Raw genomic sequence first — 14,751 nt, 5'->3', positions numbered from 1 at the left:
CTGCGCCCCACCAAAAAAGGACCTGCACCGCCTTCGCGGTGCAGGTCCTTTTGAATTTGCCGCCGGGCACTCGGGCCGTGTTCTGTTGCCGGACTTAGGCGAGGTAGGCGGCGGCGTGCCTGCGGTACCTGTAGAGGACACCGCCGTCGGAAGATTCCGCCGGCAATTCCACGCCGCTGAGGGTCCAGTCCGGGAAAGTGCCGGCCAGTAGGGCGGCTGCCTGGCGGGCGGCGCCGTCGGCCACGTACTCGCCGGGTGTGGGGACAAAGGCAGGAAGGCCAAGCAGCTGGCTGGCCGCCAACTGCACGGCAGGCGACTGCGCTCCTCCGCCGACCAGGATGACCCGCCGGGCGTCTACGCCCTGCGACTGCAGGGCCGCGAGGCCGTCAGCAAGCGAGCACACCACGCCTTCGACGGCGGCGCGCGCCAGGTTCGCCGGGGTGTAGTTCGCCCGGGTGATGCCGTGCAGGGATCCTGCCGCCTCCGGAAGGTTGGGTGTCCGCTCGCCGTCAAAGTAAGGAACCAGTGTCAGGCCTCCGGCTCCTGCGGGAGCCGCCAATGCCAGCTCATTGAATTCCTCCAGGTTGACATCGAGCAGGGCGGCGGTGGCGTCGAAGACCCGTGTTGCATTGAGCGTGCAGGCGAGCGGCAGGTAGTGGCCCGTGGCGTCCGCGAATCCTGCGACGAGCCCCGATGCATCGGCCGTCGGGGTGTCCGATACCGCAAAGACAGTTCCCGAGGTACCCAGCGAAATGACTACGTCCCCCACGTCCGCGCCGACGCCAAGCGCCGCGGCGGCATTGTCCCCGGCACCCGGTCCGATGAGCGCCCCTTCCGGGGTTTTCCCGGCGATGTCCAGCGGACCGACGACGGCGGGAAGGCGGGGGACGTGGCCAAGGGACCTTTGGAGGGCGTCGGGAAGGTACTCGCCGGAGGAGGCGGAGTAGTAGCCTGTGCCCGAGGCGTCTGAGCGGTCGGTACGGAGTGCGGCCAGGCCCGCCTCGCCGCTGCCGGGACCGAAGCCAGCCAGGCGCCAGGAGAGCCAGTCGTGGGGCAGGCAAAGGGCGGCAACGCGTTCTGCGTTTGCCGGTTCATTGTCTGCGAGCCAGCGCAGTTTGGTGATGGTCAGGGACGCAACCGGAACAGTTCCCGTGGCGCGGGACCAGTAGCGGGCACCTGCGGCCGAGTCGCCGTCGCCGGCCTCCCGGATCAGTTCCAGGGCGGCGGGAGCACTCCTGGTGTCGTTCCACAGCAGTGCCGGCCGGATGACATCACCGGTCGCGTCGAGGCACACCATGCCGTGCTGCTGGCCGCCGACGGAGATGGCGCTGACGTCGGCGAGTCCGCCTGCCTGGCTGATTGCGGCCTGCAGCGCGTTCCACCAGTGGTCGGGGTGGACTTCGCTTCCTTCGGGATGGCTGGCGCGGCCCTGGCGCACCAACTCGCCCGTGTCCGGGTCACGGATCACTACCTTGCAGGACTGGGTGGAGCTGTCGATTCCGGCTACGAGGGCCATGGGGTTCCTTTTGATGCGCCGGTGCCGCCGGATCTTGTCCTGATCCGGCGGCGCCGTGGTGCTGTTGGTTGGGTGCCTGCGGCCTAGCGGGCGTTGAGCAGGTGCTCGATGGCCAGCTGGTTGAGCCGCACGAAGGCGAAGGAGCGCTCGGCGGCGGCATCGGCGTCGAACTCCGCGAAGGCGGACGCGTCAGCGAGCAGGTCCGCTGTGGACTCACCGGCGGCAAGGGTCGGTTCGCCGAGCTCGAACACGCCGGAGGTCTTCAGGGCCTCCTGCACGTCAGGGTCGGCCCGGAAGGCGAGGGCGCGTTCCTTGAGCAGGAGGTACATGGCCATGTTGGACTTCGCGGATTCCCACACGCCGTCGTAGCCGTCGGTACGGGAGGGCTTGTAATCGAAGTGCCGAGGGCCGTCGTACTTGGGACCACCGTTGGGGAACCCGTTTTCGAGCAGGTCGACGGTGAAGAAGGCGCTGGTAAGGTCGCCGTGGCCGAAGACCAGGTCCTGGTCGTATTTGATGCCGCGCTGGCCGTTGAGGTCGATGTGGAACAGCTTCCCTGCCCAGAGGGCCTGGGCGATGCCGTGGGTGAAGTTCAGACCGGCCATCTGCTCGTGGCCGGTCTCGGGGTTGAGGCCCACGATGTCGCCATGTTCGAGCTGGGCGATGAAGGCCAGTCCGTGTCCGACGGTGGGCAGGAAGATGTCGCCGCGGGGCTCGTTGGGCTTGGGCTCCAGGGCGATGCGCAGGCCGTAGCCCTTGTCCTTGATGTAAGCGGCGGCGGTGTCGACGCCTTCCTTCATGCGGTCCAGCGCGGCGGACAGGTCCTTGGAGCCGTCATATTCGCTGCCTTCGCGGCCGCCCCACATGACGAAGGTCTCGGCGCCCAGCTCGGCGGCGAGGTCGATGTTCTGCAGGACCTTGCTCAGGGCGAAGCGGCGGACGGAGCGGTCATTGGAGGTGAAGCCGCCGTCCTTGAAGACCGGATGGCTGAAGAGGTTGGTGGTCACCATGGGGGTTTTGAGGCCCGTCTCGGCCAGGGCGGCCTTAAAGTTCTTGAGGATCAGCTCGCGCTCAGAGACCGACGCGTCGAACGGGACCAGGTCGTTGTCGTGGAAGGTTATGCCGTATGCGCCCAGTTCGCTGAGCTTGTGGACTGCCTCCACAGGGTCCAAGGGTTTCCGGGTGGCAACTCCGAAGGGGTCCGCTCCTGTCCAGCCCACGGTCCAGAGGCCGAAGGTGAACTTGTCGCCGGGGGTGGGCGTAAGAGTCATGATGCGTCCTTGCACTTGGAGGGGAACCATCGTTCCCGCTAGTTAGTTTATTGCTTGAACTATATAAGCGGCCATGAGCTATGGTCAATAGGATGAGGACTGCCCGATGGGCATGAACTTCAAAAGGAGGGCCGGATGGCCAAATCAGCGCCGGCTGCCGGCACCTCCGAGGCGGGGGCCCCGGGAAGCATGGGAGACGTCCGCCGCGGAAACCTGGCCCTGGTACTGGGGCGGATCGCGCAGTCCGGGTCAGGCACGCACCTGACCCGCGCCCAGGTCGCTGCCTTCACAGGTCTCACGAAAGCATCTGTATCGAGCCTGGTGCTGGACCTCCTCGATGCCGGGATTGTCCGTGAAATCGGGCTGAATCCGCAGGGGGAACGAGGACGGCCAGGCGTGGGGCTGGAGCTCAATCCGGCCAGGGGCGTGATGGGGATGGAGATCAACGTCGACTACATCTCCGCGGGCGTGATGGACTTGGCAGGCAACCTGTTGCTCCAGGAATTGCGGGAGCAGGACAACCGCACCGCCACGCCCGGTTCCGTAGCCGCAGCGCTGGCGGACCTCGCCGCCGGGCTCCGGGGCGCGGCGGAGGCCCGGGGGGTCCGCGTTCTCGGCGGCGGGCTCGCCGTTCCCGGGCTCGTTGACGACCAAACCGGCACAGTCATCACGGCTCCCAACCTCGGCTGGGACTCAGAGACCCTGGACCTGGGTGCCCTGTTGCCGCACGTGCCACTGGGCACCAGGCTTTTCAACGAGGCCAACGCCGCTGCCCTTGCCGAGCTGCGATACCGTCCTGCCGGGGACGCGGACTTCCTGTTTGTGTCCGGCGAGGTGGGCGTGGGCGGCGGTCTGGTGATCGGCTCTGAACTGTTTACCGGCCCCCACGGGCATGCCGGCGAACTCGGGCATGTGGTCGTCCAGCCCGAGGGAACAGTCTGTTCCTGCGGCGGCACGGGCTGCCTTGAAACCGTGGCCGGCCAGGACGCGATTTTTGCCGCCGCGGGAATTCCCGCACAGACCCCACCCGCGGGGCCGGCGGCTTCGCGCCTTGCCTCCGGTCCAGCACTGCCAGGCCCCTCCAGATCCGAGAGCCTGGCCCAGTTGCTGGCGGCGCTCGCGGCCGGCGACGGGGACGCGCTTGCCGCAGTCGCGCGTGCCGGCCATTACCTCGGTGTGGCGGTCGCTTCCACCGTCCGGCTGCTGAATATCTCGTCAGTGGTGCTGGGCGGCCACTTCGCCATATTGGGGGAATGGGTCAGGCCGTCGCTGTCGGAAAGCCTGGAAAGATACGCACCTGGCAAGATCCTGCCCGAGCACATCAGCGTGTCGGCAGTGGGGCAGGCAGGCGCGCTGCTGGGTGCGGCCGGCAGCGTTGTCCGTTCCCTTGTGGAAGCCCCGCATCGGCTCTCCGGCCAGGCGCCGTGAGCCCTCCCGCAACCAGCGGGCGGAACGTCACCACAAGCACTGAGGCTTCGGCCTGCGTCATCCGCAGGCCGAAGCCTCAGTGCATTTGCTGGTGCCCCAGGAGGGAATCGAACCCCCGACCGGCGGATTAGAAGGCCGCTGCTCTATCCCCTGAGCTACTGGGGCACGTGGTCTCCGATACCTATATTCGGATGCCTCAAAAAAGTTTACATGCCCCCGGGTCCCGGCGCCGTCACGGCGCCACCTGTCCTCCACAGTGCTGTCCCTGGCTGCGTTGTGCACATACGCAAATCCGCCCCTCGCGGCAGCAAGGCGTCCGCGCGAAGCTGGTTTTGCCCGCTAGGGCATCACCTTCGAGACAGGACACGATCATGACCGACATCATTACCATCCGGGGCTTTGTGGCCACGGACGTCACCACGTCCACCACCACCACCGGCATTGGGACGGCATCGTTCCGGCTGGGGTCCCCGTCCCGTCATTTCGACAAAGCCTCGGGCACGTGGATCGAGGACAACATGAACTGGTTCACGGTCCAGGGGTATCGCCAACTGGCCGGGAACATGGGCTGCAGCATCAAGAAGGGCCAGCGGGTCATCGTGGTCGGCAGGCTGAAGCTGGCAAGCTGGGAGCGGGACGGACGCATCTATCACAAGGCCGAAATCACCGCCGATGCCGTGGGCCACGACCTTAAGTGGGGCTCCGCCAATTACATCCGGACGCCGAAGAATGAATTGCCGGACTCTGAGACTTCCGCCCGGTCCGGCAGCGACGGCTATGACCCGGCAGGCGTGGACTCCGGTCCGGACGACTACCCGGAGGAAGACGGCACGCCGGAGGACATCGTTTTCGAGGATGCCACCGGCAGCTACGTTTCAGTGGACACTGAAACCGGCGAGCTCGCAGGAGCGGCGACCTGAAGGCACTGCCTGCGTGCTGCGGAGCGCCAAGCTGCGGCCCGCCGCGCGGCAACAAACACCGCCGCGCGGCGTGGCAGAATGGGCGGCATGACGAGCAGCACGGAACGCCGGCGGAAACATTCAAAATTTCCCGGACCTTGGTCCCCGTCATCAGTCGGCACATCCTCCCGCATGCTTCTCTTCACAGTCGCCGGCTGCCTGGCGTGCGTCGCAGCATTGTCCGCGTGCAACGGAGGGAACCAGTCCGGGACCGCCACGTCCGCGGCCGACACAAGCGCCACGTCGTCGGCCCGGACCGCAGCGCCTTCCACTGCGCCGGCCCCTTCTGCCCCTGCATCCGTTCCCGCCGCGGACGCCACCCCGGCGACGGCCGCGCTGAAGCAGACCCTCTCCGACGCGCTGAACCGGCTGGCTGCCGGCACCCCCAGGCCCGCCACGGCCCAGGTGAGAGAAGCGGTGACCGGGGCCGGGATCCCGGGCGCGGTCCTGGAGATCTCCGAAAGCCGGACGCCTACCGGTCTGGAAGCGGATGCCATCGAAGCGGCCGTCCTGGACGGTGCCGAGTGTGTCATCGGGCAAATCCGGGACGGCAGTGTAACTGTCACGGTGCTGCCTGTGCTGGCGAGCGGCAAGTGTTTTGTGGGAGCTCCCGCCTGACGGACGAATGTGAGATATCCCTGCCAACCCACTAGATTTGGAAGCATGGCGGAATTTATCTACACAATGACCAAGGCCCGTAAGGCCGTTGGCGAAAAACTTATTCTCGACGACGTAAGCATGTCCTTCTTCCCGGGCGCCAAGATTGGTGTCGTTGGCCCGAACGGTGCCGGTAAGTCCACCATTCTCAAGATCATGGCTGGACTGGACACCCCCTCGAACGGCGAAGCGCGGTTCAGTCCCGGGTACACGGTGGGCATCCTGCTCCAGGAACCGCCACTGAACGAGGAAAAGACCGTCCTGGGCAACGTCCAGGAAGGTGTTGGCGAAATCTACGGCAAGATCCAGCGCTTCAACGAGATCTCCGAGGAAATGGCCAGCCCCGACGCTGATTACGACACACTCCTCGAAGAGATGGGCCACCTGCAGGAAGCCATCGACGCTGCCGACGCCTGGGACCTGGACTCCCAGCTGGAACAGGCCATGGACGCCCTTCGCTGCCCGCCCGCAGACGCGGACGTCACGCTCCTCTCCGGTGGTGAACGCCGCCGCGTGGCCCTCTGCAAGCTTCTCCTGCAGAAGCCTGACCTGCTGCTGCTCGACGAACCCACCAACCACCTGGACGCCGAGAGCGTGCTGTGGCTTGAACAGCACCTTTCCAACTACGCCGGGGCAGTGCTGGCAGTCACCCACGACCGGTACTTCCTGGACCACGTGGCTGAGTGGATCGCCGAGGTTGACCGCGGCCACCTTTACCCGTACGAGGGCAACTACTCCACCTATCTGGAGAAGAAGCGCGCCCGGCTTGAAGTCCAGGGCAAGAAGGACGCCAAGCAGGCCAAACGCCTCACGGAAGAACTTGAGTGGGTCCGCTCCAACGCCAAGGGACGCCAGACCAAGTCCAAGGCCCGCCTTGCCCGCTATGAGGAAATGGCCGCCGAGGCGGACCGTACCCGCAAGCTGGACTTCGAAGAGATCCAGATCCCGCCGGGACCGCGTCTCGGCGGCCTGGTGCTGGAAGCCAAAAACCTGCAAAAGGGCTTCGAGGACCGCACGCTCATCGACGGTCTCTCCTTCACGCTTCCGCGCAACGGCATCGTCGGTGTCATCGGCCCCAACGGCGTCGGCAAGACCACCCTGTTCAAGACGATCGTAGGGCTGGAGCCGCTTGACGGCGGCGACCTCAAGATCGGCGACTCCGTCAAAATTTCCTACGCGGACCAGAGCCGCGGCGGCATCGACCCCAACAAAACCCTGTGGGAGGTTGTGTCCGACGGCCTGGACTACATCCAGGTGGGCCACGTGGAGATGCCGTCCCGCGCCTACGTTGCCGCGTTCGGTTTCAAGGGTCCGGACCAGCAGAAGAAGGCCGGCGTGCTCTCGGGCGGTGAGCGCAACCGCCTGAACCTGGCCCTGACGCTCAAACAGGGCGGCAACCTGCTGCTCCTGGACGAACCCACCAACGACCTCGATGTCGAAACCCTCAGCAGCCTGGAAAACGCACTGCTGGAATTCCCCGGCTGCGCTGTGGTGGTTTCCCACGACCGCTGGTTCCTGGACCGGGTGGCCACCCACATCCTCGCCTACGAAGGCGACGAGGAGAACCCCTCCAAGTGGTACTGGTTCGAGGGCAACTTCGAATCCTACGAGGAGAACAAGGTGGAGCGGCTGGGTCCCGACGCTGCCAAGCCGCACCGCGTCACCCACCGCCGCCTCACGCGCGACTGATTCCATGCCGTGAGTGGAACAGGCCGGCACCCTACGGGGTGCCGGCCTGTTTTCGCGCCTGAGTGCCAGTCGCAGGCAGGTACGTAAGCGGGGCTAGTCCCTCCCGGCCTTCCGGATCTGGTGCCCGAGGACTTTGGACTGGAAGGCCCCTACCACTTTGTTCTTCAGGTCGGTGGGAACGCGGACCATTCCCTCCTGGGCGACGGATGCAACGTGTTGTCCGGCCCGGTTGAAAATCTTTCCGGTGGCCAGTCCGCGGGCACCCTGGGCGCTGGGGGATTCCTGGACGTAGAGCAGCCACTCGTCCACGCGGGCCGGGCGGTGCCACCACATGGCGTGGTCCAGGCTGGCCACGTTCATGCCCGGGGTGATCCAGCTCAGCCCATGCCGGCGGAGGATGGATTCCAGGATGGTGTAGTCGCTGGCATAGGCCAACGCCGCACGGTGCATGTTGGTGTTGTCCGGCATGGGGCCAAACGTCTTCATCCACACGGCGTTCCGGGCTTCCCGTTTTCCCTTGGCCGAGACATACAAGGCCGGATCCACGTGGCGGATGTCGAACGGCCGCTCGTATGACCAGTGCCGGGCCACGGGGTGGTCAAACTTGCCCAGGAGGTCGGCCGTGCTGGGCAGTGATTCAGGATCCGGGATTCCCTTCGGCATGGCTGACTCGTGCTCGATGCCTTCATCGTCGCCCTGGAAGGACGCGATCATGGAGAGGATGGGCACACCCTCCTGGTAGGCGTGGACCCGGCGTGCGGAGAAGGAGCGGCCATCCCGCAGGCGCTGGACGCCAAAGGTGATGGTTTTGTTGGCATCGCCTGGCCGCAGGAAGTATCCATGCATGGAATGCACGTGGCGCTCAGGATCCACCGTCCTGTTGGCAGCGATGAGGGACTGGGCAAGAACCTGGCCACCGAAGACCCGCTGATGCGGTTGCTGCTGCGAGGGCCCCAGGAAGATGTCCTCGTCGGTGCGCGCCCCCTCCAGTTCGCCAAGGTCCAGGAGTTTGATGAGCGATGAGGTGGGGTCACCGCTGGGCGGGGCCAGCAATCCGGCGTCAGCTTCAGTCATGGTTCGACTCTAGACGCCACCCCGGCAGCGCTCAAACATGGTGCAGCCGGTAGTGTTCTTAGTGTGTCTGATCTACTCACCCAGTCCTTCCACTTCGCCGATCCGCGTGATCTAGCCGATCTGCGCACCTTCGTTACACGCGCCAAAACAATAGACGACGGCGCCATCCGGCTTCAGGCTGCGGGCTCAGTCCTGGCCGCCTACGTGTGCGTGCTGAGGCCGCGGCTGCTGGGCGAATCAACCCCCACCATCCTGGGATTGCGCACCATGGGACTTGCGGAACGGTCCGGCACCGATGTCACGGTCCCGCTGTCAGCGGTCCTGGACCGTCTTGCCCGGGCAGGGGAGGGCGACGTCGAGCTGCCGGTTCCGCCGTCCACCGTCACCGAATCGTGGACCGGGGTCAGCGCCCCCAGGACAGGTTGGGAGCTGATAGGGCCCGTTCCGGATGCCGACCTGCGGCAGGCCGCCGAAGCGGGAATCGCGGAAGTGGCCGGCATTGTGCCGGACAAACCGGGGGCCCTTATCGTCAATAATGCCCGGGCTGCAGTCTGGGGCCGGCCGCTGGATACCCTGGGGCTTCCGGCCGGAGCCGCGTTTGCCGCGCTGGCGCTGGGGTTCCTTGGCGACGGCGACCAGAAGCTTTTCCGTGCAGGCCGGTGGTTCCGGCTCACGGGCGCCCGCGGGCACGTCCTTGCACGGACCGGGAGCGGGCTGGGCTAAACCGGGCCTGGAAACAGTCCGGCCTGGTCAGGCCGGACCGGCAATCAGCTCCCTGACGGGCTGTTCACCATGGACAGGGCTGCGCGCTCCATGTAGTCCCACAGCGTGCCTTCGTACAACGGGGGCAGCCGTAACGTATCCACGGCCGTGCGCATATGGAACAGCCAGCGGTCCTTCGCCTCCGGCGTGACGCGAAATGGCATGTGCCGCATCCGCAGCCGAGGATGGCCGCGTTCCTCGCCATAGGTGGTGGGTCCGCCCCAGTACTGCTCCAGGAACATCAGGAAACGGCGCTTGGCCGGGCCAAGGTCCTCTTCCGGGTACATCGGGCGCAACAGCGGGTCGGTGGCCACGCCGTCGTAGAAGACGTCGATGAGGCGGACGAACGTGTCATGGCCGCCCACGGCGTCATAGAAGTTGTCCGTGTAGCCGGGCTGGCTGAATGGATCGTTCTGCATTAGCTGGCGCGGCTGCTGCGGCTCGGTGGGTATGCTCATGTCCCTATTCTCCGGCTTTCTGGTCAGTCTTCTTAGTCTCGGTGTTGGTGGCAGGCTCGTGCAATGCAGCTTCGGTTTCGGTGGCCGGATCAGGCACAGGCACGTAGTTCCCCTGGGAACGGTTGCCGACGCGGAGGATCTCGCCGTTGCGCAGGTACCAGATGGCGCCGTCCTCGGACCGGACCCGGGTGATCCGAAGGCCCATGGATTCCACAACGCCCACTACCTCGCTGGTTTCGATGACATCGCCGATTCCGTACTGGTCCTCAATGGTGATGAAGATGCCTGCCAGGAAATCACGGATCAGCTGCTGGGCGCCGAAGCCAATGGCCACACCCAGGATTCCGACGCTGGTCAGCAGCGGAGCGATGTTCACGTCCAGGTTCTGCAGCACATACATAATGGTGATGACCGCCACCAGGACTCCCACAATGCTGTTGAGCAATGAGCCGATGGTCTCCGCGCGCTGCACGCGCCGCTCGTGGTCCAGCGCCCGCAGTGCCGGGGCAACCCACTTGAAATGGGGCTTCTTGAAGAAGTTGCTGCCTGAGGCCACACGCCGGCTGATGCGGGATATCACAAAGGTCGCCACAAGCCAGACGGCAACGCCGATGCCCAGGCTGATCACAATGCCGGGGACACTGATTCCATCGGATTCAGAGGTGAGGGGGGTGATTGACAACGTGCTGAACATAAACGGTAAAACTCCTGGGGGTCTCCGGCGGGGGCCGGGATGATGTTCGCCCTGGGCGCGGGTTTCGCCCGGCGCGGAAGGCTCTGTTCTCTTTCAACCCTAGCGCCGTAGCGTGAACCCATGCGCATCCTTGTACTCGGCGGAACCGCCTTCCTGTCCGAAGAAATCGTCCGGCAAGCAGTGGCCGCGGGGCATGACGTCACGTGCCTGGCGCGAGGATCGGTGGCTCAACCGCCGGAGGGAGCCCGGTGGTTGCGGGCCGACCGTTCACTGGGCGCGAACGCATATGACGGGGCCACCGGCGTATGGGACGAAGTCATCGACGTAGCCCGCGATGCGATGCAGGCCACGGATGCGCTGGCGGCCCTGGCCGGCAGCGCCCGGCACTGGACATTTGTCTCGAGCTGTTCGGTCTACGCCGACCATTCGACGCCGGGGGAGGCGGAGGATGCCGCCCTCCTGGAGCCCTTGCCTGCCGGGACTGAATCCACCCCCGAGAACTACGGGGAATCGAAGTCGGCCATCGAGCAGGCAACCCTGGCTGCGGCGGGGGACAAGGCACATCTCTGCCGGGCGGGCCTCATCAGCGGTCCTGGCGACGTAACGGACCGCTACGGCTACTGGCCGGCGCGGTTCGCCCGGGACGGGGGACCGGTCGTGGTCCCGGACATTGCCCGCCACCCCACCCAGGTCATCGACGTCCGCGACCTTGCCGCGTGGATCCTTGCTGCGGCATCGCACGGTGTCACGGGAGCACTGAATGCCGTGGGGGACCAGGTGCCCTTCGGCCACTACCTTGAGGCATCCCGCACCGCCGCCGGGTACCAGGGCGATGTCCTCACCGCGCCGGAGGACTGGCTCGTGGAGCACGGGATAGATTACTGGGCCGGGCCGGACTCCTTCCCGTTGTGGCTGCCGCCGGGCCACGATGGCTTCTCCGCGCGCAGCAACATCGCCGCGAGGGCCGCCGGGCTCACGACCCGGCCCTGGCAGGAGACCGTGGCGGACACGCTGGAGGACGAGCGCCGCCGCGGCCTGAACCGCCGGCGCAAAGCCGGGCTTGCGCCCGCAACGGAAGCCCGGCTCATAGACGAGCTTCGTCGAATCCCTTGAGGCCCGCTTACCCCAAGTAGGTAGCAGCAGATGTCGTATTGAGGGCCCAGAACGACATCTGCTGCTACCCAGTTGGGCGGTCAGGGCGTCAGCGTCACAGGTTCGTGCCGCACCGGGAAATTGACGCTCCGGGCGATAAAACAGACCTGGTTGGCTTCGTGGTGCAGTTGCCCGGCGAGAGCAACGTGGGCCGGGTCCGACAGGGTCACCCGCGGGTGCAGCGTCACCGACTCAAACTGCCCGCTGCCGTCGCGGTTCAGCCGCATCGTCCCCGTGGCCTCGTCGAGGTAGCCGGTAACCACCACCCCGTGCCGCACAGCAACGTGCAGGAAGGAGAGCATGTGGCACTGCGCCAGGGCGGCCAGGAGCAGCTGCTCGGGGTTGTAGCGGGACCTGTCCCCATGGAATGTCGGGTCGGCGGATCCCGGGAGCGCCGGCAATCCCGGGATCAGGACGTCGTGGTCCCGCGAATAGCCCCGGTACGACGACGTTCCCTCGCCCAGGTTGCCGGTCCACTGCACCGTCAGCGAATACCGGTGCTCACCCAGGGTCATGGGCCGGCCTGGGGATCGCCGGGAAGGACATCGGCAGCGCGGGCCCGCAGTGCCCGGGCGACGCCGTCGCGGTTTTCCAGCATCATGCGGCGCAGCGCGGCGCTTTCTGCCGGCAGGGCGGCCAGGAAGCCGTCCGTGCGGTCAACGGTGGCCTGGGTGGTCAGCAGTGCAGGGTAAAGCCCGACGACGATCTGCTGGGCCAGTGCGTGGGTCCGGGTTGCAACGATCCCGGGAACGGCCTCGAAGTACTTTTCTGCGTACGGTTCCAACAGCGACCGGTCCAGGACCCGCGTGAAGCCCGCGACCGCAGAGCCCTGCAGCGCGTTGGACAGTTCACCCTTGACCACGATCGACTCCCACGCGGCTGCTTTGGCGTCGGGCGTGGGGATCGCGGCCTTCGCCAGGGCGGCGGCGTTCTGGCCGCTGGCGGTGTTGTCCCGCTCCAGTTCGGCGTTGATGTCCTCGGTGCCCAGGCGGCCGCCCGCCACCAGTGATGCCACGAGCTCCCACCTCAGGTCCTGGTCCACCACCAGCCCCTCCAGCGTGGCCGAGCCCGAGAGGAGGTCTGCGACGGTATCCAGCTGCCCGGTGCTGCGGGCCAGCAGGGCATACGATTTCACAAATTGCAGCTGTGCGTCAGAGCCGCCGGGCACCGAGTTGGCCAGCTCCCAGAGCGTGTCCACGGCAGCCACAGTGGTGGCCTCGCGGTGCTGCTCGGCGACATAGAAGTTCAGCGTGGTGGCCAGTTGCCGCAGCTGGACCAGGATCACCGAGGAATCCGATTCCGCGGCGACGTTGGCCAGGATCAGCTCCACATAGCGGCGTGCCGGGGTCTCGCCGTCGCGCGCGGCATCCCAGGCGGAATTCCATACCAGGGTGCGCGGCAGGCTCTCGCTGAAGTCCCTCAGGTGTGCCGTTGCCGTCGCCAGGGACTTTTCGTCCAGCCGGACCTTGGCGTAGGCGAGGTCGTCGTCGTTGACCAGGATCAGGTCCGGTTGCGCCAGCCCGATCAAGGCAGGCACCTCGGTGCGCCCGCCGTCGACGTCGAGCTCCTCACGGTGTACGCGCTCCAGCTTGCCGCCGCCGTTAAGGTTGTAGAACCCGACGGCGAGGCGGTGCGGACGGATGGTGGGCCAGTCATCCACCGCGGATTGGACGATGGCGAAGGACGTGAGGTTCCCGTCGCCGTCCACGTCCAGCTCGGGCTTGAGCGTGTTGACGCCGGCCGTTTCCAGCCAGAGCTGCCCCCAACGGTCAAGATCGCGGCCGCTGGCTTTTTCCAGTTCCACCATGAGGTCGTTGAGCTCGGTGTTCTGCCATGCGTGCTTGCTGAAGTACTCCCGGACACCGGCCATGAACTGCTCCGGTCCGACCCACGCCACCAGCTGGCGCAGCACGGAGGCGCCCTTGGCGTAGGTGATGCCGTCGAAGTTGACCTCCACATCCTGAAGGTCGTTGATCTCGGCAAAGATCGGGTGTGTGGTGGGGAGCTGGTCCTGGCGGTAGGCCCAGGACTTTTCCACCGAGGCGAAGGTGGTCCACGCACTGCTGAAGGATGTGTTCTCCACAGCCGCAAGGTGGGACATGTACTCAGCGAATGATTCGTTCAGCCAGAGATCGTTCCACCAGCGCATGGTCACGAGGTCGCCGAACCACATGTGCGCGAGTTCGTGCAGCACCGTAATGGCCCGGCGCTCGATCTGCGCGCCGGTGACTTTGCTGCGGAAAACGTAGCCTTCGAGGATGGTGACTGCTCCGGCGTTTTCCATGGCGCCCGCGTTGAACTCGGGCACAAACAGTTGGTCGTACTTCTCGAACGGGTACGGGCAGCCGAACTGGGCCTCGAAGAACTCGAAGCCCTGCCGGGTCAGGTCAAAGATGTTGTCCGCGTCCAGGTACTGCATCAGGGACTTCCGGGCAAAAACACCCAGTGGGATGACGCGCCCGTCCGAGCTGGCCACTTCGCTTCGGACCGACTGGTAGGGCCCCGCGATCAGGGCGGTCACGTAGGAGGAGAGCCTGGGCGTCGCCGCGAACTGCCAGATGGAGCGGGCACCGCCGTTTTCCCCGGGGGTGGTTTCCTGCGGGGCGGGAGTGGGGGAGTTGGAGATGACGTCCCAGTGCGACGGCGCCGTGACGGTGAACTTAAAAGTGCCCTTGAGGTCCGGCTGCTCGAAGACGGCGAACATCCGGCGGGAATCGGGCACTTCGAACTGCGTGTACAGGTAAACCTCGTTGTCCACCGGATCCACGAAGCGGTGCAGGCCTTCGCCGGTGTTCATGTACGGCGCGTCGGCCACCACCGTGAGCTCGTTGGCGGCGGCCAGGTCCGGCAGCTGGATCCGGATGCCGTCGGATACGGCCCCAGGGTCCAGTTCACGCCCGTTGAGCGTGATGCTGTGGACCGTGTGGGTTATCGCGTCGATGAACGTGGAGGAACCCGGGACGGCCATGAACTTCACCGTGGTGGTGCTCCCGAAGACCTTCTCACCCTTAGTCAGGTCCAGCCTGACATCGTAGGAGTCAACGGTGATCAGTTCGGCACGTTCGCGGGCTTCGGTGCGCGTCAGGTTCAT

The 14,751-nt window shown here is 65.9% G+C and carries 13 protein-coding genes and 1 tRNA gene; 6 read left to right on the top strand and 8 right to left on the bottom strand.

Annotation, left to right across the window (positions count from 1 at the left end; genetic code table 11):
- Nucleotides 1–94: 94 nt before the first annotated feature.
- Both AU175_RS16340 and xylA read right to left on the bottom strand, forming a co-directional pair.
- Nucleotides 95–1,516 (bottom strand): xylulokinase, encoded by a 1,422-nt coding sequence (locus tag AU175_RS16340; RefSeq protein WP_066292024.1) that lies wholly within the window; start codon nucleotides 1,514–1,516, stop codon nucleotides 95–97.
- 83 nt (nucleotides 1,517–1,599) lie between these two features.
- The gene (gene xylA / locus AU175_RS16335; protein ID WP_066292021.1) at nucleotides 1,600–2,787 is read right to left on the bottom strand and encodes a xylose isomerase; all 1,188 of its coding nucleotides are present in this window, start codon (nucleotides 2,785–2,787) and stop codon (nucleotides 1,600–1,602) included.
- Nucleotides 2,788–2,922: 135 nt separating this feature from the next.
- On the opposite strand from xylA, the gene AU175_RS16330 reads away from it, so the two are divergent.
- Nucleotides 2,923–4,215: an ROK family protein gene (locus tag AU175_RS16330; protein ID WP_066292019.1), complete on the top strand. Its 1,293-nt coding sequence runs from the start codon at nucleotides 2,923–2,925 to the stop codon at nucleotides 4,213–4,215.
- A gap of 89 nt (nucleotides 4,216–4,304) precedes the next feature.
- Here the strand turns inward: AU175_RS16330 and AU175_RS16325 are convergent.
- Nucleotides 4,305–4,380: transfer RNA gene (locus AU175_RS16325), tRNA-Arg, on the bottom strand.
- Nucleotides 4,381–4,586: 206 nt separating this feature from the next.
- Between AU175_RS16325 and AU175_RS16320 the strand changes: the two genes are divergently transcribed.
- The 3 genes from AU175_RS16320 to ettA all read left to right on the top strand — a co-directional run bounded on the left by AU175_RS16320 (nucleotide 4,587) and on the right by ettA (nucleotide 7,520).
- Complete coding sequence (locus AU175_RS16320; RefSeq protein ID WP_066292015.1) at nucleotides 4,587–5,135, top strand: single-stranded DNA-binding protein; 549 nt, start codon at nucleotides 4,587–4,589, stop codon at nucleotides 5,133–5,135.
- Between the two features lie 171 nt (nucleotides 5,136–5,306).
- Nucleotides 5,307–5,792, top strand: a complete 486-nt coding sequence (locus tag AU175_RS22460) for a DUF6993 domain-containing protein (protein ID WP_231938634.1) — start codon at nucleotides 5,307–5,309, stop codon at nucleotides 5,790–5,792.
- Nucleotides 5,793–5,837: 45 nt separating this feature from the next.
- Nucleotides 5,838–7,520, top strand: a complete 1,683-nt coding sequence (ettA, locus tag AU175_RS16310; RefSeq protein ID WP_066292012.1) for an energy-dependent translational throttle protein EttA — start codon at nucleotides 5,838–5,840, stop codon at nucleotides 7,518–7,520.
- A 93-nt stretch (nucleotides 7,521–7,613) separates the two neighbouring features.
- Here the strand turns inward: ettA and AU175_RS16305 are convergent, their stop codons facing one another.
- Entirely contained in the window at nucleotides 7,614–8,594 is a 981-nt protein-coding gene (locus tag AU175_RS16305; protein WP_066292009.1) for an acyl-CoA thioesterase, read from the bottom strand.
- A gap of 63 nt (nucleotides 8,595–8,657) precedes the next feature.
- Here AU175_RS16305 and AU175_RS16300 point away from each other — a divergent pair, with 63 nt between their 5' ends.
- Nucleotides 8,658–9,317 carry a hypothetical protein gene (locus tag AU175_RS16300; RefSeq protein WP_066292007.1) on the top strand — a complete coding sequence of 220 codons (660 nt, stop codon included), beginning with the start codon at nucleotides 8,658–8,660 and terminating at the stop codon, nucleotides 9,315–9,317.
- Between the two features lie 44 nt (nucleotides 9,318–9,361).
- Here AU175_RS16300 and AU175_RS16295 read toward each other — a convergent pair whose 3' ends face one another.
- Both AU175_RS16295 and AU175_RS16290 read right to left on the bottom strand, forming a co-directional pair.
- On the bottom strand, nucleotides 9,362–9,814 hold the full coding sequence (locus AU175_RS16295; RefSeq protein WP_066292006.1) for a globin: 453 nt from the start codon (nucleotides 9,812–9,814) through the stop codon (nucleotides 9,362–9,364).
- A 4-nt stretch (nucleotides 9,815–9,818) separates the two neighbouring features.
- Nucleotides 9,819–10,508, bottom strand: a complete 690-nt coding sequence (locus AU175_RS16290; protein WP_066292001.1) for a mechanosensitive ion channel family protein — start codon at nucleotides 10,506–10,508, stop codon at nucleotides 9,819–9,821.
- Between the two features lie 120 nt (nucleotides 10,509–10,628).
- Between AU175_RS16290 and AU175_RS16285 the strand changes: the two genes are divergently transcribed.
- Entirely contained in the window at nucleotides 10,629–11,621 is a 993-nt protein-coding gene (locus AU175_RS16285; RefSeq protein ID WP_066291996.1) for an NAD-dependent epimerase/dehydratase family protein, read from the top strand.
- Between the two features lie 80 nt (nucleotides 11,622–11,701).
- Here AU175_RS16285 and AU175_RS16280 read toward each other — a convergent pair whose 3' ends face one another.
- Together AU175_RS16280 and pepN are read right to left on the bottom strand one after the other, a co-directional pair.
- On the bottom strand, nucleotides 11,702–12,175 hold the full coding sequence (locus tag AU175_RS16280) for an OsmC family protein (protein ID WP_066291993.1): 474 nt from the start codon (nucleotides 12,173–12,175) through the stop codon (nucleotides 11,702–11,704).
- Nucleotides 12,172–14,751: an aminopeptidase N gene (gene pepN / locus AU175_RS16275; protein ID WP_066294316.1), complete on the bottom strand. Its 2,580-nt coding sequence runs from the start codon at nucleotides 14,749–14,751 to the stop codon at nucleotides 12,172–12,174. The genes AU175_RS16280 and pepN overlap by 4 nt, the downstream gene beginning before the upstream one ends.

The sequence above is a fragment of the Arthrobacter sp. B6 genome, assembly GCF_001663775.1.
GTDB lineage: Bacteria > Actinomycetota > Actinomycetes > Actinomycetales > Micrococcaceae > Arthrobacter.
Note: the sequence above shows the minus strand (reverse complement) of the source record. Positions and strands in the feature narration are given on the sequence as shown.

Coding starts and splice junctions, on each gene's coding strand:
- AU175_RS16320 (WP_066292015.1), top strand. CDS start 4,587: ATGACCGACATCATTACCATCCGGGGCTTTGTGGCCACGGACGTCACC.
- xylA (WP_066292021.1), bottom strand. CDS start 2,787: ATGACTCTTACGCCCACCCCCGGCGACAAGTTCACCTTCGGCCTCTGG.
- AU175_RS16305 (WP_066292009.1), bottom strand. CDS start 8,594: ATGACTGAAGCTGACGCCGGATTGCTGGCCCCGCCCAGCGGTGACCCC.
- AU175_RS16295 (WP_066292006.1), bottom strand. CDS start 9,814: ATGAGCATACCCACCGAGCCGCAGCAGCCGCGCCAGCTAATGCAGAAC.
- pepN (WP_066294316.1), bottom strand. CDS start 14,751: ATGAACCTGACGCGCACCGAAGCCCGCGAACGTGCCGAACTGATCACC.
- AU175_RS16290 (WP_066292001.1), bottom strand. CDS start 10,508: ATGTTCAGCACGTTGTCAATCACCCCCCTCACCTCTGAATCCGATGGA.
- AU175_RS16340 (WP_066292024.1), bottom strand. CDS start 1,516: ATGGCCCTCGTAGCCGGAATCGACAGCTCCACCCAGTCCTGCAAGGTA.
- AU175_RS16330 (WP_066292019.1), top strand. CDS start 2,923: ATGGCCAAATCAGCGCCGGCTGCCGGCACCTCCGAGGCGGGGGCCCCG.
- AU175_RS22460 (WP_231938634.1), top strand. CDS start 5,307: ATGCTTCTCTTCACAGTCGCCGGCTGCCTGGCGTGCGTCGCAGCATTG.
- ettA (WP_066292012.1), top strand. CDS start 5,838: ATGGCGGAATTTATCTACACAATGACCAAGGCCCGTAAGGCCGTTGGC.
- AU175_RS16280 (WP_066291993.1), bottom strand. CDS start 12,175: ATGACCCTGGGTGAGCACCGGTATTCGCTGACGGTGCAGTGGACCGGC.
- AU175_RS16285 (WP_066291996.1), top strand. CDS start 10,629: ATGCGCATCCTTGTACTCGGCGGAACCGCCTTCCTGTCCGAAGAAATC.